A 24,575-nucleotide genomic window follows, 5' to 3' on the forward strand; every position below is an offset into this window, starting at 1 on the left:
TCCGCGCCCTTTTTCTTTGCCTGGGCGCCGGCCGGGACTACAATCGACCGTTACGACGGCAGGTCTTGATGCCCCCGGGAGTTCCATGAAAATCACGATCTTCGGCACCGGCTACGTCGGTCTCGTCACCGGCACCTGCCTTGCCGAAATGGGTAACCACGTGGTGTGCGTGGACGTCGACGCGAGCAAGGTCGGCCGCCTGAAGGCCGGCGATATCCCCATCTACGAGCCCGGCCTGAAACCGATGGTGGTTCGCAACTTTGCGGAAGGCCGGCTGGACTTCACCACCGACGCGGTCCCCGCGGTCGGCCATGGCGAGGTCGTTTTCATTGCCGTCGGCACGCCGCCGGACGAAGACGGAAGCGCCGATCTCCAGTACGTGCTCGCTGTGGCGAAAACCATCGGCGACAACATCGACCGCTATACCGTCGTGGTCAACAAGTCGACCGTTCCGGTCGGCACCGCCGACCGCGTGCGCGAAGCCGTCCTCGCGCGCTTGCAGGTGCGCGGCGTCGACGTTCCCTTCGACGTGGTTTCCAATCCCGAATTCCTCAAAGAGGGCGATGCCGTCGAGGATTGCATGCGTCCGGACCGGATCATCGTCGGTGCGTCCAGCCCGAAGGCGATCGCCATCTTGCGCAAGCTGTATTCGCCGTTCAATCGCAACCACGATCGCATGGTCGTCATGGACGAGCGTTCCGCCGAGCTGACCAAGTACGCGGCCAATGCGATGCTCGCGACCAAGATCAGCTTCATGAACGAGATCGCGAACATCGCCGAGCACGTCGGCGCGGACGTGGAGCTCGTGCGCCAGGGGATCGGCGCGGACCCGCGCATCGGGTATCACTTTATCTATCCGGGCGCGGGCTACGGCGGTTCGTGCTTCCCGAAGGACGTTCAGGCACTGGCGCGCACCGCGCATGGGGTTGGCTACGACGCCCGCCTGCTCGATGCCGTGGAAGCGGTGAACGACTCGCAGAAGTCGCGCCTGTTCGCGCTGCTGTCGCGTCACTTCCGTGGTGAGCTGAAGGGGCGGACCATCGCACTTTGGGGCCTGGCCTTCAAGCCGAATACCGATGACATGCGCGAAGCATCGAGCCGTCGCCTGATGGAGCAGCTGTGGGACGCCGGCGCGATCGTCAAGGCGTTCGATCCCGAGGCGGCTGACGAAACTCGTCGCATCTATGGGGAGCGGGCCGACCTGCAGCTGGTCGAGCGCCCGTACGACGCAATCGACGGCGCGGATGCGTTGATGATCGTCACCGAATGGAAAGCGTTTCGTGCCCCGGACTTCGCGCGCGTCAGGTCGCTGTTGAAGACTCCGGCGATCTTCGACGGCCGCAATCTCTACGATCCGATAACGGTCGAGGAAGCGGGCATCGCCTATTACGGCATCGGCCGCGGCCGCAGCCTGGCAGGCCGCCACGGTGACTGATATGGACGAACGCGTGATGGAGCTCGAGATGCGTCTCGCCTTCATCGACGACACGGTCAATGGGCTGTCATCGGCGGATACCGAGATATCCCGACGACTGGATCGACTGGAGAGGGCGGTGCGCGATTTGCGTTCCGACCTCATGAACATGCGTGCGGGACTCGGCAGCGATACTGCCAACGAGCCACCGCCGCCGCATTACTGAAACGACCGAACGAGCCTTACCGATCATGGCAGAGTCCCTGCGCGACCAGTTGTTGAAGAGCGGCCTCGTCAAGGAGATCCGCGAAGAGAAAAGGACGTCCACACCGCCGCGTCAGGGTGGAAGCGACGGCAGCAAGGGCGGGCGACCGTCCGCGGGTAGTGGCCAGCCTTACGCGGGCAACAATCCGCGCCAGGGTGCCAAGCCGTCGCAAGGCGGCAGGCCCCAGCAAGGCGGCCGTCCCCAGCAAGGCAATCGCCCCCAGGGCGCGGGTCGACCCCAGCAAGGTGCCGGGCGTCCCCAGCAGGGTGGCAAGCCCGGGGCGGGCGGGCCACCGCGGCCGCCGCGCAAGGACGGCGAGATCGATCTGGCCAAGGCCTATGCAATCCGCGCACAGACCGATGCGACCGAGCGTCGCCGTCTCGAAGCCGAGGCGGCGGAGCAGGCGCGGCTGCGCAAGGAGAAGAAGCGCAAGGTAGAGGAGTTGCTCAAGGGCAAGGCCCTGAACCTTGCCGACGCCGATCAGGTTCGCCATTTTCCGTACGGCGAGAAGATCCGTCGCGTCCATGTCGACGCCGCCCAACTGGCCGCGATCAATGCGGGCGAGCTTGGTGTGGTACAGCAGGGCGGGCGCTACCTGATCGTCGACAAGACCGTGATCGTAGAACTGCAGGCGCTGGCGCCGGAGTTTGTCGCCTTGCTTGTCGATCCGAACGCGGTCAGCGAGTCGGACGACGGGGTGCCCGACGATCTGATGTGGTGACGTTGCCGCGCTGGCGCGCGGATCGCCGATGAATCGGCTCCCACAGGGCAGGTGAGTCGGCTCCTGCCCGGCTAGTGGGTCGGCTCCCACAGGGCAGGAGAGTCGGCTCCTGCCCGGCTAGTGGGTCGGCTCCTGCCGGCAGGAGAGTCGGCTCCTGCCGAACTAGTGGGTCGGCTCCCACAGAGCAGGAGAGTCGGCTTCTGCCGGGCTGGTCGCAACCTGCTCGGTGGGAGCCGCTTCAGCGGCGATGGTCTGGTCAGCGGCGATGCTTCCGGGTCAGGCCGGTGGCGAAGTCAGCTCGGGATTGTCCCAGCCTTCCTTCTTGGCGAAGCGCGCGCCGTGCTTGGCTTCCAGCTTGGCCAGGCGTTCGCGCACCACGGCCAGGCCTTCCGTGCGCACGTACTGGATCGGGCCGCCGCGGAACGGGGCGAAGCCGGTGCCGAAGATGACGCCCGCATCGAGCAGGTCGGCATCGTCGACCACGCCTTCGGCGAGGCAGGCGATGGCCTCGTTGACCATCGGCAGGATCATGCGGTCCTGGATGTCGGCCGGAGGTACGTAGTCGGGGTCGACGTCGGGTTTATCCGGTTTGCCTTCCTTCCACACGTAAAGGCCTTCGCCGTCCTTCTTGCCGCGCTTGTTCGCCGCGATCTTTTCTTCCAGGCCGTGCGGAATCTCCAGGCCCAGGAAGGGCGCTAGCTCCTTGCCGACCGAGGCGCAGACGTCGAGACCGACCGTATCGGCCAGTTCGATCGGGCCCATCGGCATGCCGAACTTCTTCGCTTCACGATCGAGAACGGGGCCGGGCACGCCTTCGTTGTAAAGACGCATCGCTTCCATCAGGTAGGGCATCAGGATGCGGTTGACCAGGAAGCCTGGCGTTCCCTTGACCGGCACCGGCAGTTTGCCGATGGCTTTGCAGAAGGCCAGGGCCCGCTTTTCGATCGCGGGGTCGAGCGTGTCGTGGCGGACGACTTCGACCAGAGGCATCTGCGCCACCGGGTTGAAGAAGTGCAGGCCGAGGAAACGCTGCGGTGCCTTCAGGCCCTGGCGCAGTTCGTCCAGGGGAATCGAGGACGTGTTGCTGGCCAGGATCTCGTCCGCCTGGAACTGCGGTTCGATCGCGGCATATAGGGCGTGCTTGGCTTCCGGATTCTCGAAGATGGCTTCGATGGCGAGGTCGGCATCGGCCACGCCCTTGCCGTCGACGTCCGCACGCAGGCGGGCCACGGCGGCATCGACCTTGGCCGGTGCCTTGAGCTTCTTCTCGAACAGCGTCCGTGCGCGCTGGATCGCGGGCTCGATGAAACGCAGTTCCCGATCCTGCAACGTGACATCGAACCCCTTGAGCGCCGACCAGGCGGCGATGTCGCCACCCATGGTGCCCGCGCCGACCACATGCACGTGCTTGATGCCGTGATCGGTGCCACCGCCGAGACCTTTCAGGCGCTCCTGCAGGAAGAAAATGCGGATGAGGTTGCGCGCGGTGGGTGTCGTGGCGAGTTTGGCCACCGACTTCGCTTCGAGTTTCAGCCGTTGCTGGATGCTGGCGCCGCCACGTGCCCAGGTGTCGATCAGGGCGAACGGCGCCGGGTAATGTTCCTTGCGCACCTTGGCGGCGGTCTGTTTGCGGACCATGGGCGCGAGGATCGCGCGCGCCGGCAGGGTGTTGGTGGCCCAGGCCTTGGCGCGCTGTGCGAAGGGACGCTGGTGGGGACGCTTGATGAGGTGACGGGCTTCGGCGAGCAATTCGTCCGCGCGGGCAAGACGGTCGACCAGGCCGACAGCCTTGGCACGCCGGGCATTGAACGGCTTGCCGGTGAGCATGGCGGGCAGGGCGTCCGGCGCGCCGATCAGGCGCGGCAGGCGGGCCGTGCCGCCCCAGCCGGGATGGATGCCGAGCATCACTTCGGGAAGGCCGATCTTCGTCGCGTCATCGTCCACCGCGATGCGCTGGCGGCAGGCCAGGGCGAGTTCCGTGCCACCGCCCATGCAGGCACCATGAATGGCGGCCACGGTGGGGCACGGCAGGCGGGCGAGGTTCTCGAACACCCGCTGGCCGTTCTCGATGTTGGCGAGGACGGTGCCGGTGTGGGCGTACTCGACGAATTCGCGAATATCCGCGCCCACGGCGAAGCCCGAGGGTTTCGCCGAGTGGATGACGACACCACGGGGGTTCTCGATAGCCAGGCGCTCGACGATCGTATCGAGTTCGTCGAGCACCTCTCGCGACAGCGCGTTGGCGCTGGCGCCCTCGCGGTCGAAGGTGAGCACGACGATACCGTCGTCGCCCACGTTGGTCTTCCAGTGCTTGAATCGGAGTCCTTCGAACATGGCGGGTCGTACGCTGGCGAATAAGCGCATCACCATACCTTCCCACAGGGCCGAATGCGAGATACCTCCGCGTATGGTGCGGCAATCGCTAGCGTACGCCCCCGTATTGGGCCGATACTTCGCGCCACTGCCGCCGATGTGTCGCCCATGCCTGCCGACTCCCATGTAGGAACCGATGTCTTCGACCGCATTCTGTCCGCGTCGGGGCCCTTGGTCGCTTTGCAGACGGGTGAAACCAATGCGTTGATCGAGCAGTTTCGCCTGGTCGCGCGGCGGACGGGCCAGGCGGTCTACCTGTGGCGCCACGCCGAGGGGCTGGCCAGCCTTCGCGACGCGCAGATGCGGGTGCCTGGCTGTACCCGGCTGGGCGACGCGCTGCGCTACATCTCGCAGAGTCTGCACTTCGGCGTATACCTGCTGGACATGCCGCCTGGCCCACCGAGCGCCACCGACGGTGCACTTTTACGGCAACTCGCCCGCGCCCAGACCGGCCACATACGTCGCGTGGTGCTGATGGGGGCAAGTCCCAGCCTGCTGGCTACGTTCGAGGACGACATCATCCGGGTCGATGCCGACTGGCACGCGCGCTCCGCCGCGCCGCGCCTGCGTGACGGCCGGTGGGTCGTTTGAGCGCGCGCATGTCGATCTCGGAACCGACCGGCGTACTTATCTTCACCCCGCGCCGCGATGTCCGGCGGGCGGTATTCGACGCGCTCGATGCGGACGGCGATTTCGTTCTGCTGAGCGCTCGCGACGCGGCGCAGCTCGAAGCCCTGCTGGCCGATGCGCCGCCCCTGCATGTGGCTGTCATCGGCGCGGATGGCACGGCGGACATGGCGCAGGGGTTGCGCATCCTGCGTGGCTCGAAAGTCTACTCACAGCTCCCGGTGGTTTATGTGGTCGGCGAGGCGCCGGGCGTCGCGCCGGACGACAGCACCGACTGGCTGCGCGAGGGAGCCATCCCGGTCGAACTCGCCCAGCGGGTGCGCGCAGCGATCCATAGCGAACCCGCCTTGGCCGCCAGTGAGCCGACCGGGCTGGATTATCGCTTTGCTTTCGAAGCCGGGGCGGCCTGGGTAGTGGCCTCGACGCCGGATGGCTGCGTCATCGAAAGCGGCGCCGCGATGAATCGGCTCATGAAGGGAGACGGTCCCGTGCACGGCCGCCTGCTCGCCGACCTGTTCAAGATCGACAGCGGCGCCCTCTGGCCGGTGCCCGACAGCGACGGCGTGCCTTGCACGCTGCGTCGGCTCGACGGTGCCGATATCGGCGGCGAGGTCGACGTGCGTCACATCACCGATCGCGGCGCCCACCGGATCGCCGTGGCGTTTCGCGACCTTCGCGCCGTCGACATGGCGGGCAGGGCACTGTCGCTGCTGTCCGTGCTGGATGCCTGCCCCAGCGATGACGAAGGCATGGGTGAGGCGGCGGCCATGCTCGCCGACGCACTCGAACTCGACGTGGTCGCGGTGTGGTCGGCGCTGCCGGAGAGCGAATTCGGGCCCGAGGTACTCACGCGGATCTGGAACGGCCCGGGCTCGGTGGAGTGGCCTGAAGCCAACGACCTGCCGTTGCTGAAGATCTGCCTGGGCGGGGAAACGCTTTCGCATCTTGGCGAGGGTCATGGCGCCCCGCAGGCCGATCCACTGGTGGAGGCGCTGGGCCTGCGTTCCTTCGCGTTTCTTCCCCTGCTCGATGAACGCCGCAACGTGCTCGGCGCGCTGTTGGCAGGTCGCCGTCGCGTCGGCAGCGATGCCCGTGTGCTCGAGCCCGCCTTGCGTGCGGCCGCCGCCCGTTTCGCCTCGGCTTTGGAATTGCGCCGCGCGCGCGACCAGGGACGCGCGCGCGGCCTGGTCGACACGCTGACGAACCTGCCCAATCGACTCCTGTTCAACGACCGCCTGGATACCACCATTCGCGAGGCCGAGCGGACCGGCGAATGCTTCGCCACTCTGTTGGTCGACCTCGATCGCTTCAAGGGCATCAACGACACCCTTGGCCACGCCGTCGGCGATCAGGTTCTGACCGCGGTGGCAAAGCGGCTGCGCGCCAGCGTTCGCGCTTCGGACACGGTCGCGCGTTACGCCGGCGACGAATTCACGATGATCCTGCGCCATATCATCAAGCGCGACGATGTGCTGCGCATCGCCGAGAAAGTCGTGCAGGCGATGGAAATTCCCCTCGGGCTCGATGATGGGTCGGAACTTCAGGCCACGGTGTCCGTCGGCATTTCCTTCTTTCCGGACGACGCGACGGAGGGCGAGCTGCTGCTGCGCCATGCCGACGAGGCGATGTACGGGGCGAAGAGTCTCGGCCGGAACAATTACCAGATATACGCCGCCAACCCGGATGCCTCGCAACAGCAGCACGTCGCCTTGAAGGCCCGCCTGCGCCACGCGGTGAAGAACGACGAACTGCGCGTGTTCTACCAGCCCCAGGTCAATGCGATCACCGAAGATATCGTCGGCATGGAGGCACTGGTGCGTTGGGAGCACCCCGAGCTGGGCATGATCAGCCCGGCCTTCTTCATTCCGCTTGCCGAAGCCAGTGGTCTCATCGTGCCTATCGGCGAGTGGGTGCTGCGCACGGCCTGTGCCCAGGCCAAGGCATGGGAAGACACCTACGGCCTGCAACTGCGCCTGGGCGTCAACCTCTCGGCCGTGCAGCTGATGCAACAGAACCTGGCCGAGGTGGTGGCCAGTGCCCTGCGCGATACCGGCCTTAACCCGGACAGCCTCGAACTCGAGGTGACCGAAAGCATCAGCGTGAAGACGGTTCCACATCTGGTCGAAACCCTCGATGCGTTGCACGCCATGGGCTGCCACATCGCCATCGACGACTTCGGCACGGGCGCCGCCTCGCTCGATTACCTGCGCCGGCTGCCGGCCGACCGGATCAAGATCGACCAGAGCTTCGTGCGCAATATCGGCGTGGACCCGGACGACGAAGCCATTGTCCGCGCGACGATCGACATGGCCCATCGGCTCAAGCGCGGCGTGGTGGCCGAAGGGGTGGAGATCGAGCAACACCTGCACTTCCTGCGCGCGAACGGTTGCGACGAGCTCCAGGGCTACCTCTTCTGCCGACCGTTGCCCGTCGCGACTTTCGACAAGCTGCTGGCCGAGCGCGAACGCGTGATCGGTGAAGGAAGGACCCCGGTCAGTGCCTGATCGCCCGGGCCTCCAACTTGAGGTTCAGGCCGGTATGCGCATATTTTCACGGGATGACCGGTGGGCCGGGCGGTGAACTTGCTCGGCCCGCGCTTGTCTCAGCTGCGCCCGCGACTGGCCCCGAATGATGTGAGGAGACGGCCCGGATGGGCGAAAACGAACTGGATCAAGCACTTGTCGAGCGTGTGCAGCAAGGAGACCGCCGCGCGTTCGACCTGCTTGTGCGGAAGTACCGGCACAAGGTTATCGCGTTGATCTCCCGCTACGTGCACGACTGGACCGAATGCGAGGACATCGCCCAGGAAGCCTTTGTGCGCGCCTGGCGCGCCCTCGGGTCGTTCCGTGGCGAAAGCGCGTTCTACACGTGGCTCTACAAGATCGCCGTGAACACGGCGAAGAACCACCTGGTGGCCATGGGCCGCCGCCCGCCCACCGGAGATATCGACGTGGAGGATGCCGTTTACGTGCCCGGCGCCACACGGATGCACGAAAGCGCCACCCCGGAACGCGAGTTAATGCGGGAACAGGTGGAACAAACGGTGTTTTCCACTGTCCAAGCCTTGCCCGAAGAACTCCGGGTCGCGATTACCCTGCGTGAAGTGGACGGCAAGAGCTACGACGAGATCGCCGCCATCATGAACTGTCCTATCGGTACCGTTCGTTCGCGTATTTTCAGGGCTCGTGAAGCCATCGACGAAAAACTGCGGCCACTTCTTTCCGACCGCGAGGATCACCATCCATGAGTGACACCAATCGTGAAATTCTCTCCGCCGGCATGGACGGAGAGCTGTCGCGGGAGGAAATCCGCTTCCTGTTACGTCGACTCGAGGCCGACCGGGGTCTGGCGGACGTCTGGTCGCGGTATCACGCGGGTCGTGACGGACTGCGCCGCGAGGCCATGCCTCCGGTATCGCACGACTTCGTCGATCGGGTCATGGCCGCCATCGAGGCCGAGGCCGGCGTGTCCGTGGTGACGGGCGCCGTTCCGCGTCGCCGCTGGCTGCACTGGTCGGCCGGTGGCGCGATTGCCGCAAGCGTGGCTGTCGCCGCGCTGATGCTCTCGCAGCCGGCGGGCAACCGTTCCGGTGTGCCCGAAATCGCCCATCAGGCACCGGTCTCGGGCGATGTCCAGGTGGCGGAGGCGTCCCCGGAGCCCGCGGCCGCGCCGGTGGCGCCGCAGTGGCTCGCAGGCAGCAACATGGCGTCCCAGTTCACCCAGAAGGCGGCCTTCGACAGCTCCAGCGATGCGGGAGCCCCCTACCTGCCGCGTTCCACGCCTTACCAGATTCATCGCGCCCGGGCCGCGGAAGCACCGGAAGGCAATGGCTACATGCTGCTGACCCGTCCCGACGGCAGCCGTTATGTGCAGCCGGTCGCCGCGCCGCAGGCTCGCTGAGCCAGGGCGTCACCCTGGCGCGCCGCACGTCCCCGGCGCGCCTTACCCCTTATTCGTATCCAGCCGTGCGGTCGTCTCGACGTACGGGCAACCGTGGCTTTGACAAGGAGGAAAGAGGATGGGTTGGTTGAACACACGCGCCGTGCTGGGCGGCGCATTGGTGCTGGCGACCGCTGGCGTGCAGGCGCAGAGCTTGCCCGACTTTACCGGCGTCGTCGAAAAGAATGCCCCGGCCGTCGTGCACGTCGAGGCGAAAACGACCGGCGCGCACAAGAAGGCGAAGGGCGGCCGGGACAACGCGCAGGACGACCAGGAAGAACTGCTGCGTCGCTTCTTCGGCATGCCAGGCGTGCCGGCCCAGCCCCCCGAGCAGACGTCCCTGGGGTCGGGCTTCATCATTTCCGCCGACGGATACATCCTCACCAACGACCATGTCGTCGACGACGCCGACGAGGTCAAGGTGCGCCTGCAGGACCGCCGCAGTTTCACCGCGAAGGTCGTCGGCAAGGATCCGCAGTACGACATCGCCCTGCTGAAGATCGATGCCGGCGCCTTGCCGGCCGTGACCATCGGCGATTCGCGTACGGTCAAGCGCGGCCAGTGGGCGCTGGCGATCGGCTCGCCGTTCGGGCTCGATGCCACGGTGACCCACGGCATCATCAGTGCGGTCGGCCGCAACCTCGGCAGTCGCGACCAGCCCTATACCTCCTTCATCCAGACTGACGTCCCGATCAATCGCGGCAATTCGGGCGGCCCCCTGTTCAACCTGCAGGGCCAGGTCATCGGCGTGAATTCGCAGATCTATTCCACGTCCGGCGGCTACCAGGGGTTGTCGTTCTCCATTCCCATCGACGTGGCGATGAACGTGGTCGACCAGATCAAGGCGAAGGGCTATGTCTCGCGGGGCATGCTCGGCGTCACCGTGCAGCCGGTGGATCCCTTCGTCAAGAACCTGGATCTTGCCGATTCCAATGGCGCCCTCGTTGCCCAGGTCACCCCTGGCAGTGGCGCCGACAAGGCGGGGTTGAAGCAGGGCGACGTGATCCTGTCCTTCAACGGGACGCCGATCACGCAGGCGCCGGACCTGCCGCCCCTGGTGGCCATCACCCGGCCCGGGTCGACGGCAAAGGTCGAACTCCTTCGAGACCACAAGAAGCAGACGGTCGAGGTCAAGGTCGGCGAGCTGCCGCGCGACAAGTCGGCGCTCGCTTCGGCGGCGACCGCCGAGGAAGGGGCGGCCGGCGGGTCCGCGGCGGCCCTCGGCGTGGCCGTGCAGGACATCGATGCTTCGACGCGGACCGAACTGGGCCTGAAGGCCGGCGAAGGGGTCGTGGTGAGCAGGGTTTCCGGTCCGGCGGCGGCCAACACCGGGCTACAGGCTGGCGACGTGATCCTGATGGTCAATCAGAAACGTGTCGGCAGCGCGGCCGCTTTCCGCGACGCGGCCAAGGGAATCAAGGCCGGCGATACCGCCATGCTGCTCGTCCGGCGCGACGACTCGACCCGGTTCGTCGGTGTCACGGTCCCCAGCGAGCGCTGACGAACGCGAAGCCACCCGCCGGTCGGCGGTGGGTGGCCTTCCATGCGATAATGCTTGATTCGCGCTGGCCCCTAGGGCTGGCGCGCGTCGTTCGCGCCGCGAGCGATGGTGAACGTGACCACGGCGCTCCATGGAACTCATCCGCAACTTCTCCATCATTGCCCATATCGACCATGGCAAGTCGACCCTGGCCGACCGCATCATCCAGTTGTGCGGCGGTCTGACCGAGCGCGAAATGGAAGCGCAGGTCCTCGACAACAACCCGATCGAGCGGGAACGTGGCATCACCATCAAGGCTCAGTCGGTCTCGCTGCCGTACACGGCGAGGGACGGCAAGACCTACCAGCTCAACTTCATCGATACCCCTGGGCATGTCGACTTCTCCTACGAGGTGAGCCGCTCGCTGTCCGCCTGCGAGGGTGCGCTGCTGGTCGTCGACGCCGCTCAGGGCGTCGAGGCCCAGTCGGTGGCCAACTGCTATACGGCGATCGAGCAGGGCCTGGAAGTCATCCCGGTGATCAACAAGATCGACCTGCCCACGGCCGACGTCGAAAAGGCCAAGGCCGAGATCGAGGCCGTGATCGGCCTCGACGCCAGCGACGCGATTCCGGTCAGCGCCAAGACCGGCCAGAACGTGATCGAAGTGCTCGAGGCGATCATCCATCGCATTCCCGCACCGAAGGCGGGTGACACCGACAAGCTGCAGGCGCTGATCATCGACTCCTGGTTCGACAACTACCTGGGCGTGGTGTCGCTGGTGCGCGTGATGCAGGGCGAAGTCCGTCCGGGCGACAAGATCCTCGTCATGTCGACCGGCCGCACCCACCTGGTCGACGACGTCGGCGTCTTCACCCCCAAGCGCAAGAAGCTCGATCACCTGGGCGCGGGCGAGGTGGGCTGGATCAACGCGTCGATCAAGGACGTTCATGGCGCCCCCGTGGGCGACACGCTGACCCACGCGGGCAAGCCGGCCGCCGAGCCGCTGGCGGGCTTCCAGGTCATGCAGCCGCGCGTGTTCGCCGGCCTGTTCCCGGTGTCGGCCGATGATTACCCGGCGCTGCGCGAGGCACTGGACAAGCTGCGCCTCAACGACGCGGCCATGTTCTTCGAGCCGGAAAGCTCCGAGGCGATGGGCTTCGGCTTCCGCTGCGGCTTCCTCGGCATGCTGCACATGGAGATCGTGCAGGAGCGCCTCGAGCGCGAATACGATCTCAACCTCATCACCACGGCGCCGACCGTGGTCTACGAGGTGGCAAAGACCGACGGTACCGTGCTGCAGATGGACAACCCGGCCAAGCTTCCGCCGCCGCAGCAGATCGTGGAGATCCGTGAGCCGATCATCGTCGCGACCATCCTTACGCCCGGCGACTACGTCGGCAACGTAATCAAGCTGTGCGAGGAGAAGCGCGGCGTGCAGCGCTCCATCCAGTATCTGGCCACCCAGGTGCAGGTGACCTACGAATTGCCGCTGGCCGAGGTGGTGCTGGACTTCTTCGATCGCCTGAAGTCGGTTTCCCGCGGCTATGCCTCGATGGACTACCACCTGGAGCGGTTCGACCCGGGCCCGTTCGTCCGCGTCGACGTGCTGATCAACGGCGACCGCGTGGACGCGCTGAGCCTGATCGTGCATCGCTCGCACGCCGACCGACGTGGCCGGGAACTTGTCGAGCGCATGAAGGATCTCATTCCCCGTCAGCAGTTCGATGTCGCCATCCAGGCTGCCATCGGTGCGGCGGTGATCGCCCGCTCGACGGTGAAGGCCCTGCGCAAGAATGTCCTCGCCAAGTGTTATGGCGGCGACGTCTCGCGAAAGAAGAAGCTCCTCGAGAAGCAGAAGGAAGGCAAGAAGCGCATGAAGCAGGTCGGCAGCGTGGAGATTCCCCAGGAAGCCTTCCTTGCCGTGCTCAGGCAGGATAAGTAAGCGAGACATGGATAGCCGGCGCCGGACGCGCCGGACCGGGCCGAAGGGCCCTTCGACACGACTGATGGAGATGGTATGGCGGCATTCGATTTTTCGGCGATTCTTCTCGGCCTGACCGTGCTGTTCGGTGTGGTCTGGTTGTTCGATCGCCTTTTTCTGGTCAAGGCGCGCCGCGCCCGCGCCGAGGCCTCGGGTACCGAGCAACCCGAGCCGTGGCCTGTCGACTGGGCCCGTTCGTTGTTCCCGGTGATTCTGGTCGTGCTCCTGCTGCGCTCGTTCGTGGCCGAGCCGTTCCGCATCCCGTCGGGCTCGATGATGCCGACGCTGGACGTGGGTGACTTCATCCTGGTCAACAAATTCGCTTATGGCCTGCGTATGCCGGCTTTCAACAATAAGCTGGTCGAAAATGGCGAGCCGCGCCGTGGCGACGTGATCGTGTTCCGCTTCCCGGGCTACGTGTGCCAGGACGAAAACGGCAAGACAATCCGTAGTGGCGACATGACCTGCCAGGATCCCCATGCCCCCGTGCCCAGCGAAAACTGGATCAAGCGCGTCATCGGCCTGCCGGGCGATCGCATCGAAACGCGCGGTAGCGAGCTCTATATCAACGGCGAGCGCGTGGGTGCCGACGAGATCGGACCGTTCAAGGGCAGCATGAACCGGCCCGAGGACCGTCTGCTGATGACCTACGGTTCGAAGCTCTACACCGAGCATCTGGGCAGCATCAACCATACGATTGCGTTGACCCCGGCCTATAACATGCCGCAGGACATCCCCAATGCGGCGGTGCCGTCGGAAGTGCCCAAGGGCTGCTACATCGTCATGGGCGACAACCGGATGAACAGCACGGACAGCCGCTGGTGGGGCTGCATGCCCGAGGCGAACCTGGTCGGCAAGGCCTTCTTCGTCTGGCTTGCCTGGCGCGGGTTCGACAATGGCGTATTCGACTTTTCCAAGATGGGCAAGGTCATCCACTGACGGAACGGTGGCGCCCGTCACGCTGGAAGGCGTTGCGGGACGCCCCGGACAAGGTAATCTCCGCTGCGGGGCGCCTTGCGCGCCCCGTCGGCATTTTAAGTCTTGAACAGGGGAGCCGCTTCGCGCGGCGGAGACCGAAACATGAAATCCAGGCAGTCGGGTATTACCCTTATCGGGTTCGTCATCATGCTGGCCATCGTTGGTTTCTTTGCCTTCATGGCGATGAAACTGGTGCCGTCCTATATCGAGTACATGGGCGTGGTCAAGGCGCTCAACCAGATGTCGACCGAGGGCGGTAACGACGATATCGAGCAGGCCCGTCGCCAGCTCGCGTTCAAGATGAGTTTTCAGTATGTCGACGATTCGACGATCAAGCCGAAGGACGTCACCATCCAGCGTTCGGGTAACGGCTCGGTTCTGCGCGTCGCCTACGACAAAGTGATCCCGTTCATTTACAACATCGACTTCCTGCTCCATTTCGAGAAGTCGGTGCCGCTCAAAAGTGCCGTCGGGCAATGAGGTTTCGTGGAATTTCCTTACCGCTTTCGTGATCCCGGTCTCGCGACCCTGGCCCTGACCCACCGCAGCGCCGGGAAGCCGAATAACGAGCGGATGGAATTCCTGGGCGACGCCCTGCTGGGCGCCCTCGTCGCCGAGTTGTTGTTCGAGGCGCATCCCAACGCCAGCGAAGGCGAGCTCTCGCGCCTGCGTGCCCAGTTGGTCAACGGCCAGGCCCTCGCGGTCATCGGGCGCGAGCTCGAGCTCGGCGACGACCTGAAGCTGGGGCCGGGCGAACTCAAGAGCGGCGGCTTCCGCCGCGATTCGATCCTCGCCGATGCCTTCGAGGCCCTGGTCGCGGCGGTCTACTTCGACGACGGCTACGACGCCTGCCGCCAGGTGGTGCGCCGGCTGTTCACGCCTCGCGTGGCGGAGATCAAGCGCTCCAGCAAGGATGCCAAGACGCGGTTGCAGGAATGGCTGCAGGGCAGGGGGCTTCCCCTGCCCACATACGAATTAACCGACAGCTACGGCGAAGATCACGCCAAGATCTTCGACGTCAGCTGTACGATCGACGAACCGGAACCGATTCGCGTCGAAGGACGCGGGGGCAGCCGGCGCGCCGCCGAACAGGACGCTGCCGAAACGGTGCTGCGCCGCTTGCTGGAAAAGAAATCATGAACGACATCGATATTCCCGAAGAAAACGACACCATCGTCGACGACGACTTTCGCTGCGGCTACGTCGCCCTGCTGGGCCGCCCCAACGTGGGCAAGTCCACCTTGCTCAACGCGATGATCGGCGTGCGCCTGAGCATTGTCAGTCATCGGCCGCAGACCACCCGGCACCGCATTCTCGGCATTTCCACCAAGCCGGAAGGCCAGATCCTCTACGTCGACACGCCGGGCCTGCATCGGGGCGGCAAGCGTGCGATGAATCGCAGCCTCAACCGCGCAGCGCGCGCGGCCATCTCCGAGGTGAACCTGGCCGTGCAGGTGATCGAGGCCGGGCGCTGGACCGACGAAGATGCCGCCATGTATGCGGCGCTGGCCGAACAGCCCGACGTGCCGAAGCTGCTGGCCATCAACAAGGTGGACCTGCAGAAGGACAAGACGGCCATGCTGCCCTTCGTCGCCGACCTGATGCAGAAGCATCCGTTCGACGACGTCTATTACGTCAGCGCGCTGAAGTCCAAGGGCCTCGCCGGCCTGGAAAAAGGCATCCTCAAGCGCCTGCCAGAGCAGCCGGCCATGTACGCCGAGGACGAGATCACCGATCGCAGCGAGCGCTTCCTCGCCTCCGAAATGGTCCGCGAGCAGCTCATGCTGCGCCTGGACCAGGAGCTGCCGTACGCCACCACCGTGGAGATCGAAGCGTTCCAGGATCGCCCCGACGGCATTGCCGAAGTGCACGCCGTGATCTGGGTGGAGCGCGACGGCCAGAAGGCCATCGTCATCGGTGAGGGCGGCGCCCAGCTCAAGGCCATCGGCACATCGGCACGCAAGGCGATGGAACACATGTTCGAGCGCAAGGTGTTCCTCAAGCTCTGGGTCAAGGTCCGCGAAGGCTGGGCCGACGATGAGAACCTGCTCAAGCGTTTCGGATACGAATAAGCCCTGCGGGCGCGAGCCACGATGCGCGTCGAACAACAGCCCGCCTTCATCCTGCATGCCCGGCCTTACCGGGAAACGTCGATGCTGGCCGAATGCCTCACCCGCGATCACGGCCGTATCGGCGTGGTCGCCCGGGGTGTCCGGCGCGAAGGCGCGCGCACGCAGCGTGCCCAGCTCGAGCCCTTCCAGCGGGTCGAACTCGACCTGATAATGAAGGGTGAGCTCGCCACGTTGCGTAGCGCGGAGCCTTCTGGCGCGGTACTCCGGCTGACCGGCGATGCCGGCCTTGCCGGGCTCTACCTCAATGAACTGGTCGTCCGGCTCACCGGGCGGCAGGATGCCAACCCGGAACTGTTCGCCTCCTACGACGCCACCTTGCAGAGGATGGCCGCGGGCGAGCCCCTGGCCTGGACCTTGCGGCGCTTCGAGCGTGACATGCTCGATGCCCTCGGCTATGGATTGCAGCTCGACATCGACGCCATCGACGGCTCCCCGGTGGAGCCTGGCCTGGTCTATTTCTACGATCCCGAGTCGGGCGTGGTGCCTGGACGTCTCGGCGATCAGCGCGCCATCCGTGGCGTGGATCTGCTGGCCCTGGCGGCGGACGCGCCGCCGGACCCCGCTGGTCTTTCGTCGCTTCGCCGCATGATGCGCCAGGTGATCGCCTTCCATCTCGGTGGCGGCGAACTCAAGGCCTGGCGCGTTCTACGCTAGGGCGTCGAGGGTCCGTTCCACTTCGGAGCGAAAACGATGCAGGGCGGCGGGCGATGCCCAGCGGACTTCCAGCACGTGGTTCTGCAAGACTTTTGCCTGGGCGGCCAGGCGTGCCGCACCGCAGAACCCGCAGGCCGAGCGCAGCCGATGCATCCGATCGATGAGGGTGGCGGGATCGGTGGCCAGGGATTCCAGCTCCGGCACCAGATGCTGTAACTCGTCGCGGAACAGGCTGCGCAACGCATGCATGGTCGATGCGTCGCCGGCGGCCAGGAGTGCTTCCTCGTCGTCGAGCAGTGGCGCGTCGTCCTCGATGCCCAGCGTTGCCCGAAGCGCATTGGCGAGCGAAGCGATCCGGCACGGCTTTTCGATGACGCAGGCGAAGCCCGCGTCGATCAAGGTTTTCCTCAGATCGGCGGGTACCTCGGCGCTGGTGGCCATGCTCACCGCGTCATGCGACAGGGCCGCCGGATCGCCCCGCAAAGCGACAAGGACGTCGATCGCGCCGCCCGCCGGCATGCGGCAATCGAGCAAGAGGGCCTCGAATCGCGTGCGGCGAGCCAGGTCGAGCGCTTGCGCGCCATCGTCGGCAAGCGTGACGGCATAGCCCATGGCGGCGAGCGCGCCGCGAAGGAACTCGCGCGTCGAGGGGTCGTCGTCGGCGACGAGAACCTGGGTAAACAGGCGGTCCGGCATGCAACGTTCCGTGTTGTTCATCTGAGTTTGGCAGAATGGCCGAGCATGCTCGCCGTATCAACCCGCACGCTCACGCTCATCTTCGTCGCCTGCGCCTCGCTCGCCGGGGCGGGGGGCGCTCGTGCGGGCGTTTCGGTCGGGGCGGACAGCCTCGCTGTCCCTGGCGTGGATATGTCCGGGATGCAGGCCGACATAAACTCGGCGCCGGACGGACAAGGATTGCAGCTCAAGCTGTCGGCCGATCGGGCGGACATCCCCGCGATGGGTTGGCGAAAGCTGGGTGTCGCCCTCGACGGCTCGCTCGACCGCGACGAACTCGGGCGTTGGGTCTTCGACGGCTCGCTCCGCTTGAAAGGCGCGCCCGGCGCAGCGCTGACCGATGCACGCCTGCGCATGGTCGCCGACGAATCGGCAAACACACTCGAACTCTCGGTGACCCAGGACAAGGCCAGTGCCAGGATCGCCTTGCCGATCGATCAGACCACCCACGCCCAGATAACCCTCAAAGGTTTGCCGGCGGGGTGGCTCAACGGCCTGCTCTCCACGGTATGGGCCGGACGCACGACGACCGGTCGCGTCGATGCCGACCTCGCCCTGGACCTTCTCGACAACGGCGTGCAGGCCAGTGGGCAATTCGCCCTGGACGGCGCTGGCTTCGATAGTCCGGGCGGCAAGCTCGCCGGGCAGAAGCTCTCCGGCGCTGGCCGGCTTGGCCTGGACAGTCGCGCGGGAAGCACGTCGATCGACCTGGATGCCAGCCTGAAGGGCGGCGAAGTCCTGATCGGTCCGCTCTACGCCGCCCTGCCGGGTCATGCGGTACAGCTGGCCGTGACGACGCGATCGCAGAAGGGCGTCCTGTCGATACCTCGCCTGCGCCTGACCGATCCCGACGCGTTGCAGTTGGAGGGGGAGCTCGCTTTCAACGCGAATGGCGACCTGACCCAACTCCAGATGGATCGCTTCAACGCCCGTCTGCCTGCCGCCTACGATCGCTACGGTACGGGCTGGCTGCGCAGCATGGGCATCGACGGACTCGTTGGTTCCGGCGAAGTGAGCGGGCAGGTCACGGTCGACGCGAGCGGGCCCACCGCCTTTGCCTTACAGACCGGTAGCCTCGATCTGTCGCTCGCCCAGGGCCGCCTGGGGGTCAAGGGCCTGCATGGATCGCTCGACTGGAGTGCCACGGGTGACCGCCCGGCGACGAAGCTGGGCTGGCGCGCCTTGCAGGTCTACAAGATTCCCAATGGGGCTGCGGAGGGTAGCTGGCGCAGTCGCGGGGGCTCGCTGGCACTGGAGAAGCCGCTGGCCATTCCCGTCCTCGACGGTCAGTTCAGAGTGCAGAGCCTGGCCTGGAAACCGGCTGCGGCAAGCGGTGAGCGCCTGCAGACCTCCCTCGCCTTGACCCAGGTCGACATGGCGGCCCTGTGCCGCGCGCTGGGCTGGCCCGAGTTCAAAGGCACCATCGGTGGCGCTGTGCCCTCGATGCGTTACGTGGACGACCACCTGGAAATGGGCGGCGGTCTTTCGCTCAGCGTGTTCGATGGCTTTGTTGACATCACGCGCATGACATTGTCGCAACCCTTTGGCAACGCACCGGTTCTCACGGGAAATATTGCCCTCCGCCAGCTTGATCTGGGCCTGCTGACCTCGGTCTTCGACTTCGGCAGCATGACCGGGCGGCTCGACGGCTCGCTTGACGAACTGCGCCTGGTTGCGTGGGTTCCGGCCGCGTTCAAGGCCAGCTTCGTGGCGAACGACGGCGGCCGGATCAGCCAGAAGGCGGTCAATAACCTGACCGCCGTCGGAGGTGGCGGCATCGCCGGCGGCCTGCAGGGGACGGTGCTGAAGATCTTCAAGACCTTCGGTTACAAGCGCATTGGCCTGACCTGCGTACTCAAGGGCGACGTCTGTTCCATGGGCGGGCTGGGCAATACGAAGGATGGCTACACTATCGTCGAGGGCAGTGGCTTGCCGCGCCTGACGGTCGTCGGCCATCAACGCGAGGTGGATTGGCCGACCCTGGTGAGACGCTTGCAGGCGGCCACGGAAGGTGGCGGGCCGGTCGTAAGGTAATCAAGAAAGGAATTTATCAATGATGCGTAAAGCACTGATCGGCCTCTTCACCTCCGCGGCGATCGCCTTGGTGGGGTGCGTCACTATCAATGTCTACTTTCCCGAAGCCGCGGCGCAGAAAGCGGCCGACCAGTTCATCGGCAACGTGCTCGACGAAAGCGGAGTCGCCAAGCCCAGCCAGGGTGGCGCGCCGACGACACCGGCCAAGCCGGCTGCCGGCAAGCAGCCATCGGCATCGCTGCTCGATCTCGTGATTCCGGCTGCCCAGGCGGCGGACGCGCCCGATATCCAGATTCGCACGCCGCAGACGGATGCGATCAGTGCGCGGATGAAGGACCGCTTCCGTGGTCAGCTCAAGGCCCTGTTCGACAGCGGTGCGGTGGGCTTCACGGCCAATGGCCAGGTAGCCGTGCGCGATGCCGGCGCGCTGCCACTCGACCAGCGTGCGCAGGCCAACGCCATCGTCGGTCAGGAGAACAGCGACCGCGATGCGCTCTATCGCGAGATCGCCCGTGCCAACGGTCATCCGGAATGGGAGGCGCAGATCCGCAAGACCTTCGCCGATGGCTGGGTCCAGCGCGCGCCGTCGGGCTGGTATTATCAGAACGCCTCGGGCGCCTGGCAGCGCAAGTAGGCAGCCGCCAGGCGGTCGCCGCGGATCCACGCGGCGCGTCCTCCCAGCCAGCCCGGACCCTCGTCGTCCGGGCTTTACGTTTTTGAGCGCATGACCGAATTCGAAGCCACCATCACCGACCTCAGCCACGACGGCCGGGGTGTCGCCCGCATCGACAACAAGGCTACCTTCGTCGCCGGCGCCCTGCTGGGCGAGCGCGTGGTGTTGAGATACCTCAAGCGCCACCGCAGCTACGACGATGCCGAGATCGTGAGCGTGATCGATGCCTCGCCCGATCGTGTCGAGCCGAAGTGCCGCCACTTCGGCCAGTGCAGCGGCTGCTCGCTGCAGCACATGGAGCCCGCCGCGCAGATCGTGGCCAAGCAGCGCGTACTGGCCGATAACTTCGAGCGCATTGGCAAGGTTGCGCCGGCGTCCTGGTTACCGCCGCTTTCCGACCAGCCGTGGGCGTACCGACGCAAGGGCCGATTCTCGGTGCGCTACGTCGCTAAAAAGGAGCGCGTGCTGGTCGGCTTCCGCGAGGAATCCAACGCCCGCTTCGTCGCCGATATCGAGCATTGCGAGGTGATCCACCCCGCGCTGGGACCGAAGGTCGGCCTGCTGGCCAACCTTGTCGGCGGCATGGACGCGGCGCGGGATATCCCGCAGATCGAGTTCGCGGCGGGCGACGACACCGTGGCCCTGGTGTTTCGCCATCTCTGTCCGTTGTCGGAGCGAGACCGCGATGCCCTCGTGGCGTTCGGTCGCGAGCACGGCTTCGCCATATACCTTCAGCCGGGCAACCAGAGCAGCGTGCATCCGATCTGGCCCGAGGCGCCTCGCCTCGCCTTCGCCGTGCCGGCGGACGACGTGGAGCTGGAGTTCCTGCCGCTGGACTTCGTCCAGGTCAACGCAGGCATGAACCAGCGCATGCTGGCGCGGACGCTGGACCTGCTCGACCTGAAACCGACCGACCGCGTACTCGATCTGTTCTGCGGTCTGGGCAACTTCACCCTGCCTATCGCGCGTCATGCGGGCGAAGTGGTCGGCGTGGAAGGCGAACACGGTCTGGTCGAGCGCGCCGCCGCCAACGCCGCACGCAACGGCCTGGGCAATGCGTCGTTCCGCGTGGCGAACCTCTTCGACGACCAGCGCTCGGCGCCGTGGGCCAGCCAGCCGTGGGACAAGATCCTGCTCGATCCACCGCGCGCCGGCGCGGACAAGGTCCTGGAATACCTGCCGCGCAAGGGCACGAACCGAATCGTCTACGTATCCTGCCATCCGGGTTCGCTGGCGCGCGATGCGGGTATCCTCGTCCAGAAGCACGGCTTCAAACTGGTGTCGGCTGGCGTGATGGACATGTTTCCGCACACCGCGCACGTGGAATCCATCGCGCTTTTCGAGCGCGGCTGAGCCGTCGGGAGACCCCATGGGTATCGAGATCGAACGCAAGTTCCTGCTCGCCAGTGACGACTGGCGCGCCATCGTGGTCCGCAGCGAGCGCATCGCCCAGGGCTATCTTTCCGGATCGGCGGCAATCCGGGCCGGCGTGGTGAAGTGTTCGGTGCGCGTGCGGATATCGGGCGAGCTAGCCTGGCTGAATATCAAGTCGGCCACCCTGGGTATTTCGCGGCAGGAATTCGAGTACCCGATCCCCGTGACCGACGCCGAACAGTTGCTCGCCAACCTCTCGGATGGCGCGCTGGAGAAGATTCGTCATCATGTCATGCTCGGCGGTACACACTTCGAGATCGACGAATTCCTCGGCGCGAACGCGGGGCTGATCGTCGCCGAGGTGGAGCTTCCGCATGCCGATGCGGCGTACCCGAGGCCGGACTGGCTCGGGCTCGAGGTGAGCGAGCAGGTGCGCTATTTCAACGTCAACCTGATCGACCGGCCTTATGCGCTCTGGTCGTTGGCCGAACGGGAAGGGAAGGAGGGCACAGCATGCTGATCATCGGTTTGTCCGGCACCGAACTGGCGCCCCACGAGCACGGGCGGCTTACCGCGCACGGCGTGGTCGGCGTCATCCTCTTCTCGCGTAACTTCGCCTCACGCGAGCAGGTCACCGCGCTGATCGATTCGATCCGCGCGGTTGCCGGCGAGGACTTCCTCGTCTGCGTCGACCAGGAGGGCGGGCGAGTGCAGCGTTTTCGCAACGGCTTCACGCGTCTGCCGCCGCTGGCCTCGATCGGCAGGCTCTACGACACTGTCCCCTACGAGGCGATCCAGCGCGCGGAGGAGCATGCCTGGATCATGGCCAGCGAAATGCGCGCGATCGGCGTCGATTTCAGCTTCGCGCCGGTCGCCGATCTGGAGCGCGGCAGTGCCGCGATCGGCGATCGCGCCTTTCACGCCGATCCGGTCATCGCCGCCGAACTGACCCAGGCCTACGTTCGCGGCATGCATCTTGGCGGCATGGCCGCGGTGCTCAAGCATTTCCCGGGGCACGGTTCGGTCAGGGAAGACACCCACGAATCCCTGGCCGTCGACCCACGCAGCAAGAACGATATCCTCAGCACGGACCTGCTGCCCTTCGTCGCCGGCATCGAAGCACGCGCGGAAGCCGTGATGGCCGCCCACGTGACGTACACCGCCGTCGACGACCAACCGGCCGGTTACTCGCATGTGTGGATCGAAGAGATCCTCCGCGGCGAACTCGGTTTTCGCGGCTGCGTGTTCGGCGACGACATCAGCATGGCCGCGGCCGGCAGCGTCGGCGGCATCGCCGCGCGTGTCGGCGCCAACCTGGACGCGGGCTGTGACCTCGTGCTGGCCTGTTTTCCCGACGCCGTTGCCGAGGCGATCGCGGCGGTCAAGGACCGCCGCCTGCCCCAGGTCGAGCGGATCGCCCCTTTGCGTGGGTCGATCGGCTCGACCTGGGAAGGACTCGTCGACAATCCCCAGCGCGATCGATTCATCGCGCGCGTGACCGCTTTGGAGCCGTAACCTACCCATGACCGCCACCGCTTCGCTCGACTACGCGCTTGCGCATTCCGACGTGCTGTTCACCCGCGAACAGTTGGAAACCGAGATCGCCCGGATGGGGCGAGAGATCGACGCCGCCCTCGATGGCGAGCGTCCGGTCTTCCTCACCGTGATGCACGGTGCGCTGATCTTCGCCGGCCAGCTGGCCTTCGCGATCCGCACCGACCTCGAGTTCGACTATGTCCACGCCACCCGCTATCGCGGCGAGACCAGTGGCAGCGAGCTGCACTGGCTGCGCCGCCCGGAAGTGCCGCTGAAGGAGCGCACCGTTGTCCTCGTCGACGATATCCTCGACGAAGGTCACACGCTGAAGGCCGTGCGCGATGCCTGCCTGGAGATGGGAGCGAAACGTGTCCTTCTTGCCGTCCTGTGCACCAAGCTGCACGACCGTCGCGCCCACGGTATCGAGGCCGACTTCAATGGTGTCGATCTGCCGGACCGCTACGTTTTCGGCTACGGCATGGACTATCACGAGCAGGCTCGAAACCTGCCGGCCATCCACGCGCTGAAGGACTGATCCCATGTCGATCGATCTGGCTGTCATCGGCGGCAGCGGCCTGTATCAGTTCGACGGGCTGGAGAATGCCCAACGGCATTCGGTAGAGACACCGTTCGGGCCGGCCTCGGGCGACATCGTCACCGGGGACTTTCGTGGCAAGCGCCTGGCCTTCCTGGCGCGCCATGGCGAGAGCCATACGGTGCCGCCGCACCGCGTGAACTACCGGGCCAACCTGTGGGCGCTGCATTCGCTGGGTGCACGCCGCGTGGTCGCGGTCAACGCCGTCGGCGGCATTCGCGACGACATGGGTCCGCGGGCCCTGGTCGTGCCGGACCAGATCATCGATTACACGCATGGCCGCTACACCAGTTTCAACGACGTCGACGGGGCGGAAGTGCGCCACATCGACTTCAGCGAGCCTTATACGGAAAGCCTGCGCCAGTCGATCCTGGCGGCGGCCCGTGCCGAGGGCCTGCCGGTGATCGATGGCGGCTGCCACGGCATCACCCAGGGACCGCGCCTGGAGACGCGGGCCGAGATCGCACGGATGAAGCGCGACGGTTGCGACCTGGTCGGGATGACCGGCATGCCCGAAGCGGTGCTTGCACGCGAGCTGGACCTGGAGTTTGCCTGCCTTGCGCTGGTCGCCAATTACGCCGCGGGTGCGGGCGACGAAGCGGAAATCAGCATCGAGGAGATCTTCGCCCACCTCGCGGCAGCGACGGCCAACGTCCCGCCGATCCTTGGCCGGTTGCTCGCCGGGGGCTGATCTTCGGCGATCGACCGGGAAATCGTCGTAGTTGCGCTTTGCCTGCAAACATGTCGATACTTCGCCTGCGCCGCGGGGGCAGGCCAAGGGGATCCATGGGGAAGCCTCGCCATCGCAGGGGCGCGCTTCCAATCCATGTCCAGAGGTTTCCGCATGCGTTTCGGTACGGTCAAGTGGTTCAACGACGCCAAGGGTTTCGGTTTCATCGCGCCTGAGGACGGTGGGGAGGACGTGTTCGTCCACTTTTCTGCGATCAATTCCAAGGGCTTCCGCAGCCTGCAGGAAGGCCAGCGTGTAAAATTCGAAGTCACCACGGGCCCGAAGGGCGCGCAGGCTTCAGGCGTCGAAATCGCGGCGTAATCGCCACGACAGT

At 65.8% G+C, this 24,575-nt stretch carries 24 protein-coding genes; 22 read left to right on the forward strand and 2 right to left on the reverse strand.

Annotated features, from left to right (window positions below; translation table 11 throughout):
- Nucleotides 1-85 precede the first annotated feature (85 nt).
- From VM621_RS07330 to VM621_RS07340, 3 genes are read left to right on the forward strand one after another with little or no spacing between them, the layout of a single operon-like run.
- On the forward strand, nucleotides 86-1,435 hold the full coding sequence (locus tag VM621_RS07330) for a UDP-glucose/GDP-mannose dehydrogenase family protein (protein ID WP_325468310.1): 1,350 nt from the start codon (nucleotides 86-88) through the stop codon (nucleotides 1,433-1,435).
- 1 nt (nucleotide 1,436) lies between these two features.
- Nucleotides 1,437-1,640 carry a SlyX family protein gene (locus VM621_RS07335; protein WP_325468311.1) on the forward strand — a complete coding sequence of 68 codons (204 nt, stop codon included), beginning with the start codon at nucleotides 1,437-1,439 and terminating at the stop codon, nucleotides 1,638-1,640.
- Between the two features lie 25 nt (nucleotides 1,641-1,665).
- A complete protein-coding gene (locus VM621_RS07340; RefSeq protein ID WP_325468312.1) occupies nucleotides 1,666-2,400 on the forward strand; it encodes a DUF2058 family protein in 735 nt (244 codons plus the stop codon).
- A gap of 276 nt (nucleotides 2,401-2,676) precedes the next feature.
- Here the strand turns inward: VM621_RS07340 and VM621_RS07345 are convergent, their stop codons facing one another.
- Nucleotides 2,677-4,734: a 3-hydroxyacyl-CoA dehydrogenase NAD-binding domain-containing protein gene (locus VM621_RS07345; protein WP_325468313.1), complete on the reverse strand. Its 2,058-nt coding sequence runs from the start codon at nucleotides 4,732-4,734 to the stop codon at nucleotides 2,677-2,679.
- 147 nt (nucleotides 4,735-4,881) lie between these two features.
- Between VM621_RS07345 and VM621_RS07350 the strand changes: the two genes are divergently transcribed.
- The 11 genes from VM621_RS07350 (at nucleotide 4,882) to recO (ending at nucleotide 16,564) form a co-directional block, all read left to right on the forward strand.
- Nucleotides 4,882-5,364: a hypothetical protein gene (locus tag VM621_RS07350; protein ID WP_325468314.1), complete on the forward strand. Its 483-nt coding sequence runs from the start codon at nucleotides 4,882-4,884 to the stop codon at nucleotides 5,362-5,364.
- Between the two features lie 8 nt (nucleotides 5,365-5,372).
- On the forward strand, nucleotides 5,373-7,904 hold the full coding sequence (locus VM621_RS07355; RefSeq protein ID WP_325468315.1) for a bifunctional diguanylate cyclase/phosphodiesterase: 2,532 nt from the start codon (nucleotides 5,373-5,375) through the stop codon (nucleotides 7,902-7,904).
- 146 nt (nucleotides 7,905-8,050) lie between these two features.
- Nucleotides 8,051-8,647 (forward strand): RNA polymerase sigma factor RpoE, encoded by a 597-nt coding sequence (gene rpoE, locus VM621_RS07360; protein WP_325468316.1) that lies wholly within the window; start codon nucleotides 8,051-8,053, stop codon nucleotides 8,645-8,647.
- Complete coding sequence (locus VM621_RS07365; RefSeq protein ID WP_325468317.1) at nucleotides 8,644-9,300, forward strand: sigma-E factor negative regulatory protein; 657 nt, start codon at nucleotides 8,644-8,646, stop codon at nucleotides 9,298-9,300. The genes rpoE and VM621_RS07365 overlap by 4 nt, the downstream gene beginning before the upstream one ends.
- A gap of 118 nt (nucleotides 9,301-9,418) precedes the next feature.
- Nucleotides 9,419-10,840: a Do family serine endopeptidase gene (locus tag VM621_RS07370; protein ID WP_325468318.1), complete on the forward strand. Its 1,422-nt coding sequence runs from the start codon at nucleotides 9,419-9,421 to the stop codon at nucleotides 10,838-10,840.
- Between the two features lie 130 nt (nucleotides 10,841-10,970).
- Complete coding sequence (gene lepA / locus VM621_RS07375) at nucleotides 10,971-12,761, forward strand: translation elongation factor 4 (RefSeq protein WP_325468319.1); 1,791 nt, start codon at nucleotides 10,971-10,973, stop codon at nucleotides 12,759-12,761.
- A gap of 75 nt (nucleotides 12,762-12,836) precedes the next feature.
- Complete coding sequence (gene lepB / locus VM621_RS07380; RefSeq protein WP_325468320.1) at nucleotides 12,837-13,739, forward strand: signal peptidase I; 903 nt, start codon at nucleotides 12,837-12,839, stop codon at nucleotides 13,737-13,739.
- Between the two features lie 141 nt (nucleotides 13,740-13,880).
- Nucleotides 13,881-14,258 (forward strand): DUF4845 domain-containing protein, encoded by a 378-nt coding sequence (locus VM621_RS07385; protein ID WP_325468321.1) that lies wholly within the window; start codon nucleotides 13,881-13,883, stop codon nucleotides 14,256-14,258.
- Nucleotides 14,259-14,264: 6 nt separating this feature from the next.
- Nucleotides 14,265-14,918 (forward strand): ribonuclease III, encoded by a 654-nt coding sequence (rnc, locus tag VM621_RS07390; protein ID WP_325468322.1) that lies wholly within the window; start codon nucleotides 14,265-14,267, stop codon nucleotides 14,916-14,918.
- A complete protein-coding gene (era, locus tag VM621_RS07395) occupies nucleotides 14,915-15,850 on the forward strand; it encodes a GTPase Era (protein WP_325468323.1) in 936 nt (311 codons plus the stop codon). The genes rnc and era overlap by 4 nt, the downstream gene beginning before the upstream one ends.
- A gap of 21 nt (nucleotides 15,851-15,871) precedes the next feature.
- Entirely contained in the window at nucleotides 15,872-16,564 is a 693-nt protein-coding gene (gene recO, locus VM621_RS07400) for a DNA repair protein RecO (protein WP_325468324.1), read from the forward strand.
- On the opposite strand, the gene VM621_RS07405 is transcribed toward recO, so the two are convergent.
- Nucleotides 16,556-17,260, reverse strand: coding sequence for a response regulator (locus tag VM621_RS07405; RefSeq protein WP_325468325.1), 705 nt, complete (start codon nucleotides 17,258-17,260; stop codon nucleotides 16,556-16,558). The two genes, recO and VM621_RS07405, sit on opposite strands and share 9 nt — an antisense overlap.
- A 45-nt stretch (nucleotides 17,261-17,305) precedes the next feature.
- On the opposite strand from VM621_RS07405, the gene VM621_RS07410 reads away from it, so the two are divergent.
- The 8 genes from VM621_RS07410 to VM621_RS07445 all read left to right on the forward strand — a co-directional run bounded on the left by VM621_RS07410 (nucleotide 17,306) and on the right by VM621_RS07445 (nucleotide 24,562).
- Complete coding sequence (locus VM621_RS07410) at nucleotides 17,306-19,333, forward strand: hypothetical protein (protein WP_325468326.1); 2,028 nt, start codon at nucleotides 17,306-17,308, stop codon at nucleotides 19,331-19,333.
- A gap of 22 nt (nucleotides 19,334-19,355) precedes the next feature.
- Nucleotides 19,356-19,967: a YdbL family protein gene (locus VM621_RS07415; RefSeq protein ID WP_325468368.1), complete on the forward strand. Its 612-nt coding sequence runs from the start codon at nucleotides 19,356-19,358 to the stop codon at nucleotides 19,965-19,967.
- A gap of 90 nt (nucleotides 19,968-20,057) precedes the next feature.
- Entirely contained in the window at nucleotides 20,058-21,359 is a 1,302-nt protein-coding gene (gene rlmD, locus VM621_RS07420; protein WP_325468327.1) for a 23S rRNA (uracil(1939)-C(5))-methyltransferase RlmD, read from the forward strand.
- Nucleotides 21,360-21,375: 16 nt separating this feature from the next.
- Nucleotides 21,376-21,900, forward strand: a complete 525-nt coding sequence (locus VM621_RS07425) for a CYTH domain-containing protein (RefSeq protein WP_325468328.1) — start codon at nucleotides 21,376-21,378, stop codon at nucleotides 21,898-21,900.
- Entirely contained in the window at nucleotides 21,894-22,895 is a 1,002-nt protein-coding gene (nagZ, locus tag VM621_RS07430) for a beta-N-acetylhexosaminidase (RefSeq protein ID WP_325468329.1), read from the forward strand. The genes VM621_RS07425 and nagZ overlap by 7 nt, the downstream gene beginning before the upstream one ends.
- A 7-nt stretch (nucleotides 22,896-22,902) precedes the next feature.
- Nucleotides 22,903-23,451, forward strand: a complete 549-nt coding sequence (locus VM621_RS07435; protein ID WP_325468330.1) for a hypoxanthine-guanine phosphoribosyltransferase — start codon at nucleotides 22,903-22,905, stop codon at nucleotides 23,449-23,451.
- A gap of 4 nt (nucleotides 23,452-23,455) precedes the next feature.
- A complete protein-coding gene (locus tag VM621_RS07440; protein WP_325468331.1) occupies nucleotides 23,456-24,202 on the forward strand; it encodes an S-methyl-5'-thioinosine phosphorylase in 747 nt (248 codons plus the stop codon).
- A 153-nt stretch (nucleotides 24,203-24,355) separates the two neighbouring features.
- Nucleotides 24,356-24,562 (forward strand): cold-shock protein, encoded by a 207-nt coding sequence (locus VM621_RS07445; protein WP_036117760.1) that lies wholly within the window; start codon nucleotides 24,356-24,358, stop codon nucleotides 24,560-24,562.
- The last annotated feature ends 13 nt before the right edge of the window (nucleotides 24,563-24,575 follow it).

Source organism: Luteibacter sp., assembly GCF_035539195.1.
In the GTDB taxonomy this organism is placed as follows: Bacteria; Pseudomonadota; Gammaproteobacteria; order Xanthomonadales; family Rhodanobacteraceae; genus Luteibacter.

What these genes read in the sequence shown, in the direction of transcription:
- VM621_RS07350 (WP_325468314.1), top strand. Translation starts at nt 4,882, where the DNA reads ATGCCTGCCGACTCCCATGTAGGAACCGATGTCTTCGACCGCATTCTG.
- VM621_RS07365 (WP_325468317.1), top strand. Translation starts at nt 8,644, where the DNA reads ATGAGTGACACCAATCGTGAAATTCTCTCCGCCGGCATGGACGGAGAG.
- VM621_RS07370 (WP_325468318.1), top strand. Translation starts at nt 9,419, where the DNA reads ATGGGTTGGTTGAACACACGCGCCGTGCTGGGCGGCGCATTGGTGCTG.
- VM621_RS07415 (WP_325468368.1), top strand. Translation starts at nt 19,356, where the DNA reads ATGCGTAAAGCACTGATCGGCCTCTTCACCTCCGCGGCGATCGCCTTG.
- VM621_RS07405 (WP_325468325.1), bottom strand. Translation starts at nt 17,260, where the DNA reads ATGCCGGACCGCCTGTTTACCCAGGTTCTCGTCGCCGACGACGACCCC.
- VM621_RS07445 (WP_036117760.1), top strand. Translation starts at nt 24,356, where the DNA reads ATGCGTTTCGGTACGGTCAAGTGGTTCAACGACGCCAAGGGTTTCGGT.
- VM621_RS07330 (WP_325468310.1), top strand. Translation starts at nt 86, where the DNA reads ATGAAAATCACGATCTTCGGCACCGGCTACGTCGGTCTCGTCACCGGC.
- VM621_RS07385 (WP_325468321.1), top strand. Translation starts at nt 13,881, where the DNA reads ATGAAATCCAGGCAGTCGGGTATTACCCTTATCGGGTTCGTCATCATG.
- VM621_RS07435 (WP_325468330.1), top strand. Translation starts at nt 22,903, where the DNA reads ATGACCGCCACCGCTTCGCTCGACTACGCGCTTGCGCATTCCGACGTG.
- VM621_RS07335 (WP_325468311.1), top strand. Translation starts at nt 1,437, where the DNA reads ATGGACGAACGCGTGATGGAGCTCGAGATGCGTCTCGCCTTCATCGAC.
- era (WP_325468323.1), top strand. Translation starts at nt 14,915, where the DNA reads ATGAACGACATCGATATTCCCGAAGAAAACGACACCATCGTCGACGAC.
- rlmD (WP_325468327.1), top strand. Translation starts at nt 20,058, where the DNA reads ATGACCGAATTCGAAGCCACCATCACCGACCTCAGCCACGACGGCCGG.
- recO (WP_325468324.1), top strand. Translation starts at nt 15,872, where the DNA reads ATGCGCGTCGAACAACAGCCCGCCTTCATCCTGCATGCCCGGCCTTAC.
- VM621_RS07345 (WP_325468313.1), bottom strand. Translation starts at nt 4,734, where the DNA reads ATGTTCGAAGGACTCCGATTCAAGCACTGGAAGACCAACGTGGGCGAC.
- VM621_RS07410 (WP_325468326.1), top strand. Translation starts at nt 17,306, where the DNA reads ATGCTCGCCGTATCAACCCGCACGCTCACGCTCATCTTCGTCGCCTGC.
- lepA (WP_325468319.1), top strand. Translation starts at nt 10,971, where the DNA reads ATGGAACTCATCCGCAACTTCTCCATCATTGCCCATATCGACCATGGC.
- VM621_RS07425 (WP_325468328.1), top strand. Translation starts at nt 21,376, where the DNA reads ATGGGTATCGAGATCGAACGCAAGTTCCTGCTCGCCAGTGACGACTGG.
- VM621_RS07355 (WP_325468315.1), top strand. Translation starts at nt 5,373, where the DNA reads ATGTCGATCTCGGAACCGACCGGCGTACTTATCTTCACCCCGCGCCGC.
- nagZ (WP_325468329.1), top strand. Translation starts at nt 21,894, where the DNA reads ATGCTGATCATCGGTTTGTCCGGCACCGAACTGGCGCCCCACGAGCAC.
- VM621_RS07340 (WP_325468312.1), top strand. Translation starts at nt 1,666, where the DNA reads ATGGCAGAGTCCCTGCGCGACCAGTTGTTGAAGAGCGGCCTCGTCAAG.
- lepB (WP_325468320.1), top strand. Translation starts at nt 12,837, where the DNA reads ATGGCGGCATTCGATTTTTCGGCGATTCTTCTCGGCCTGACCGTGCTG.
- rpoE (WP_325468316.1), top strand. Translation starts at nt 8,051, where the DNA reads ATGGGCGAAAACGAACTGGATCAAGCACTTGTCGAGCGTGTGCAGCAA.
- VM621_RS07440 (WP_325468331.1), top strand. Translation starts at nt 23,456, where the DNA reads ATGTCGATCGATCTGGCTGTCATCGGCGGCAGCGGCCTGTATCAGTTC.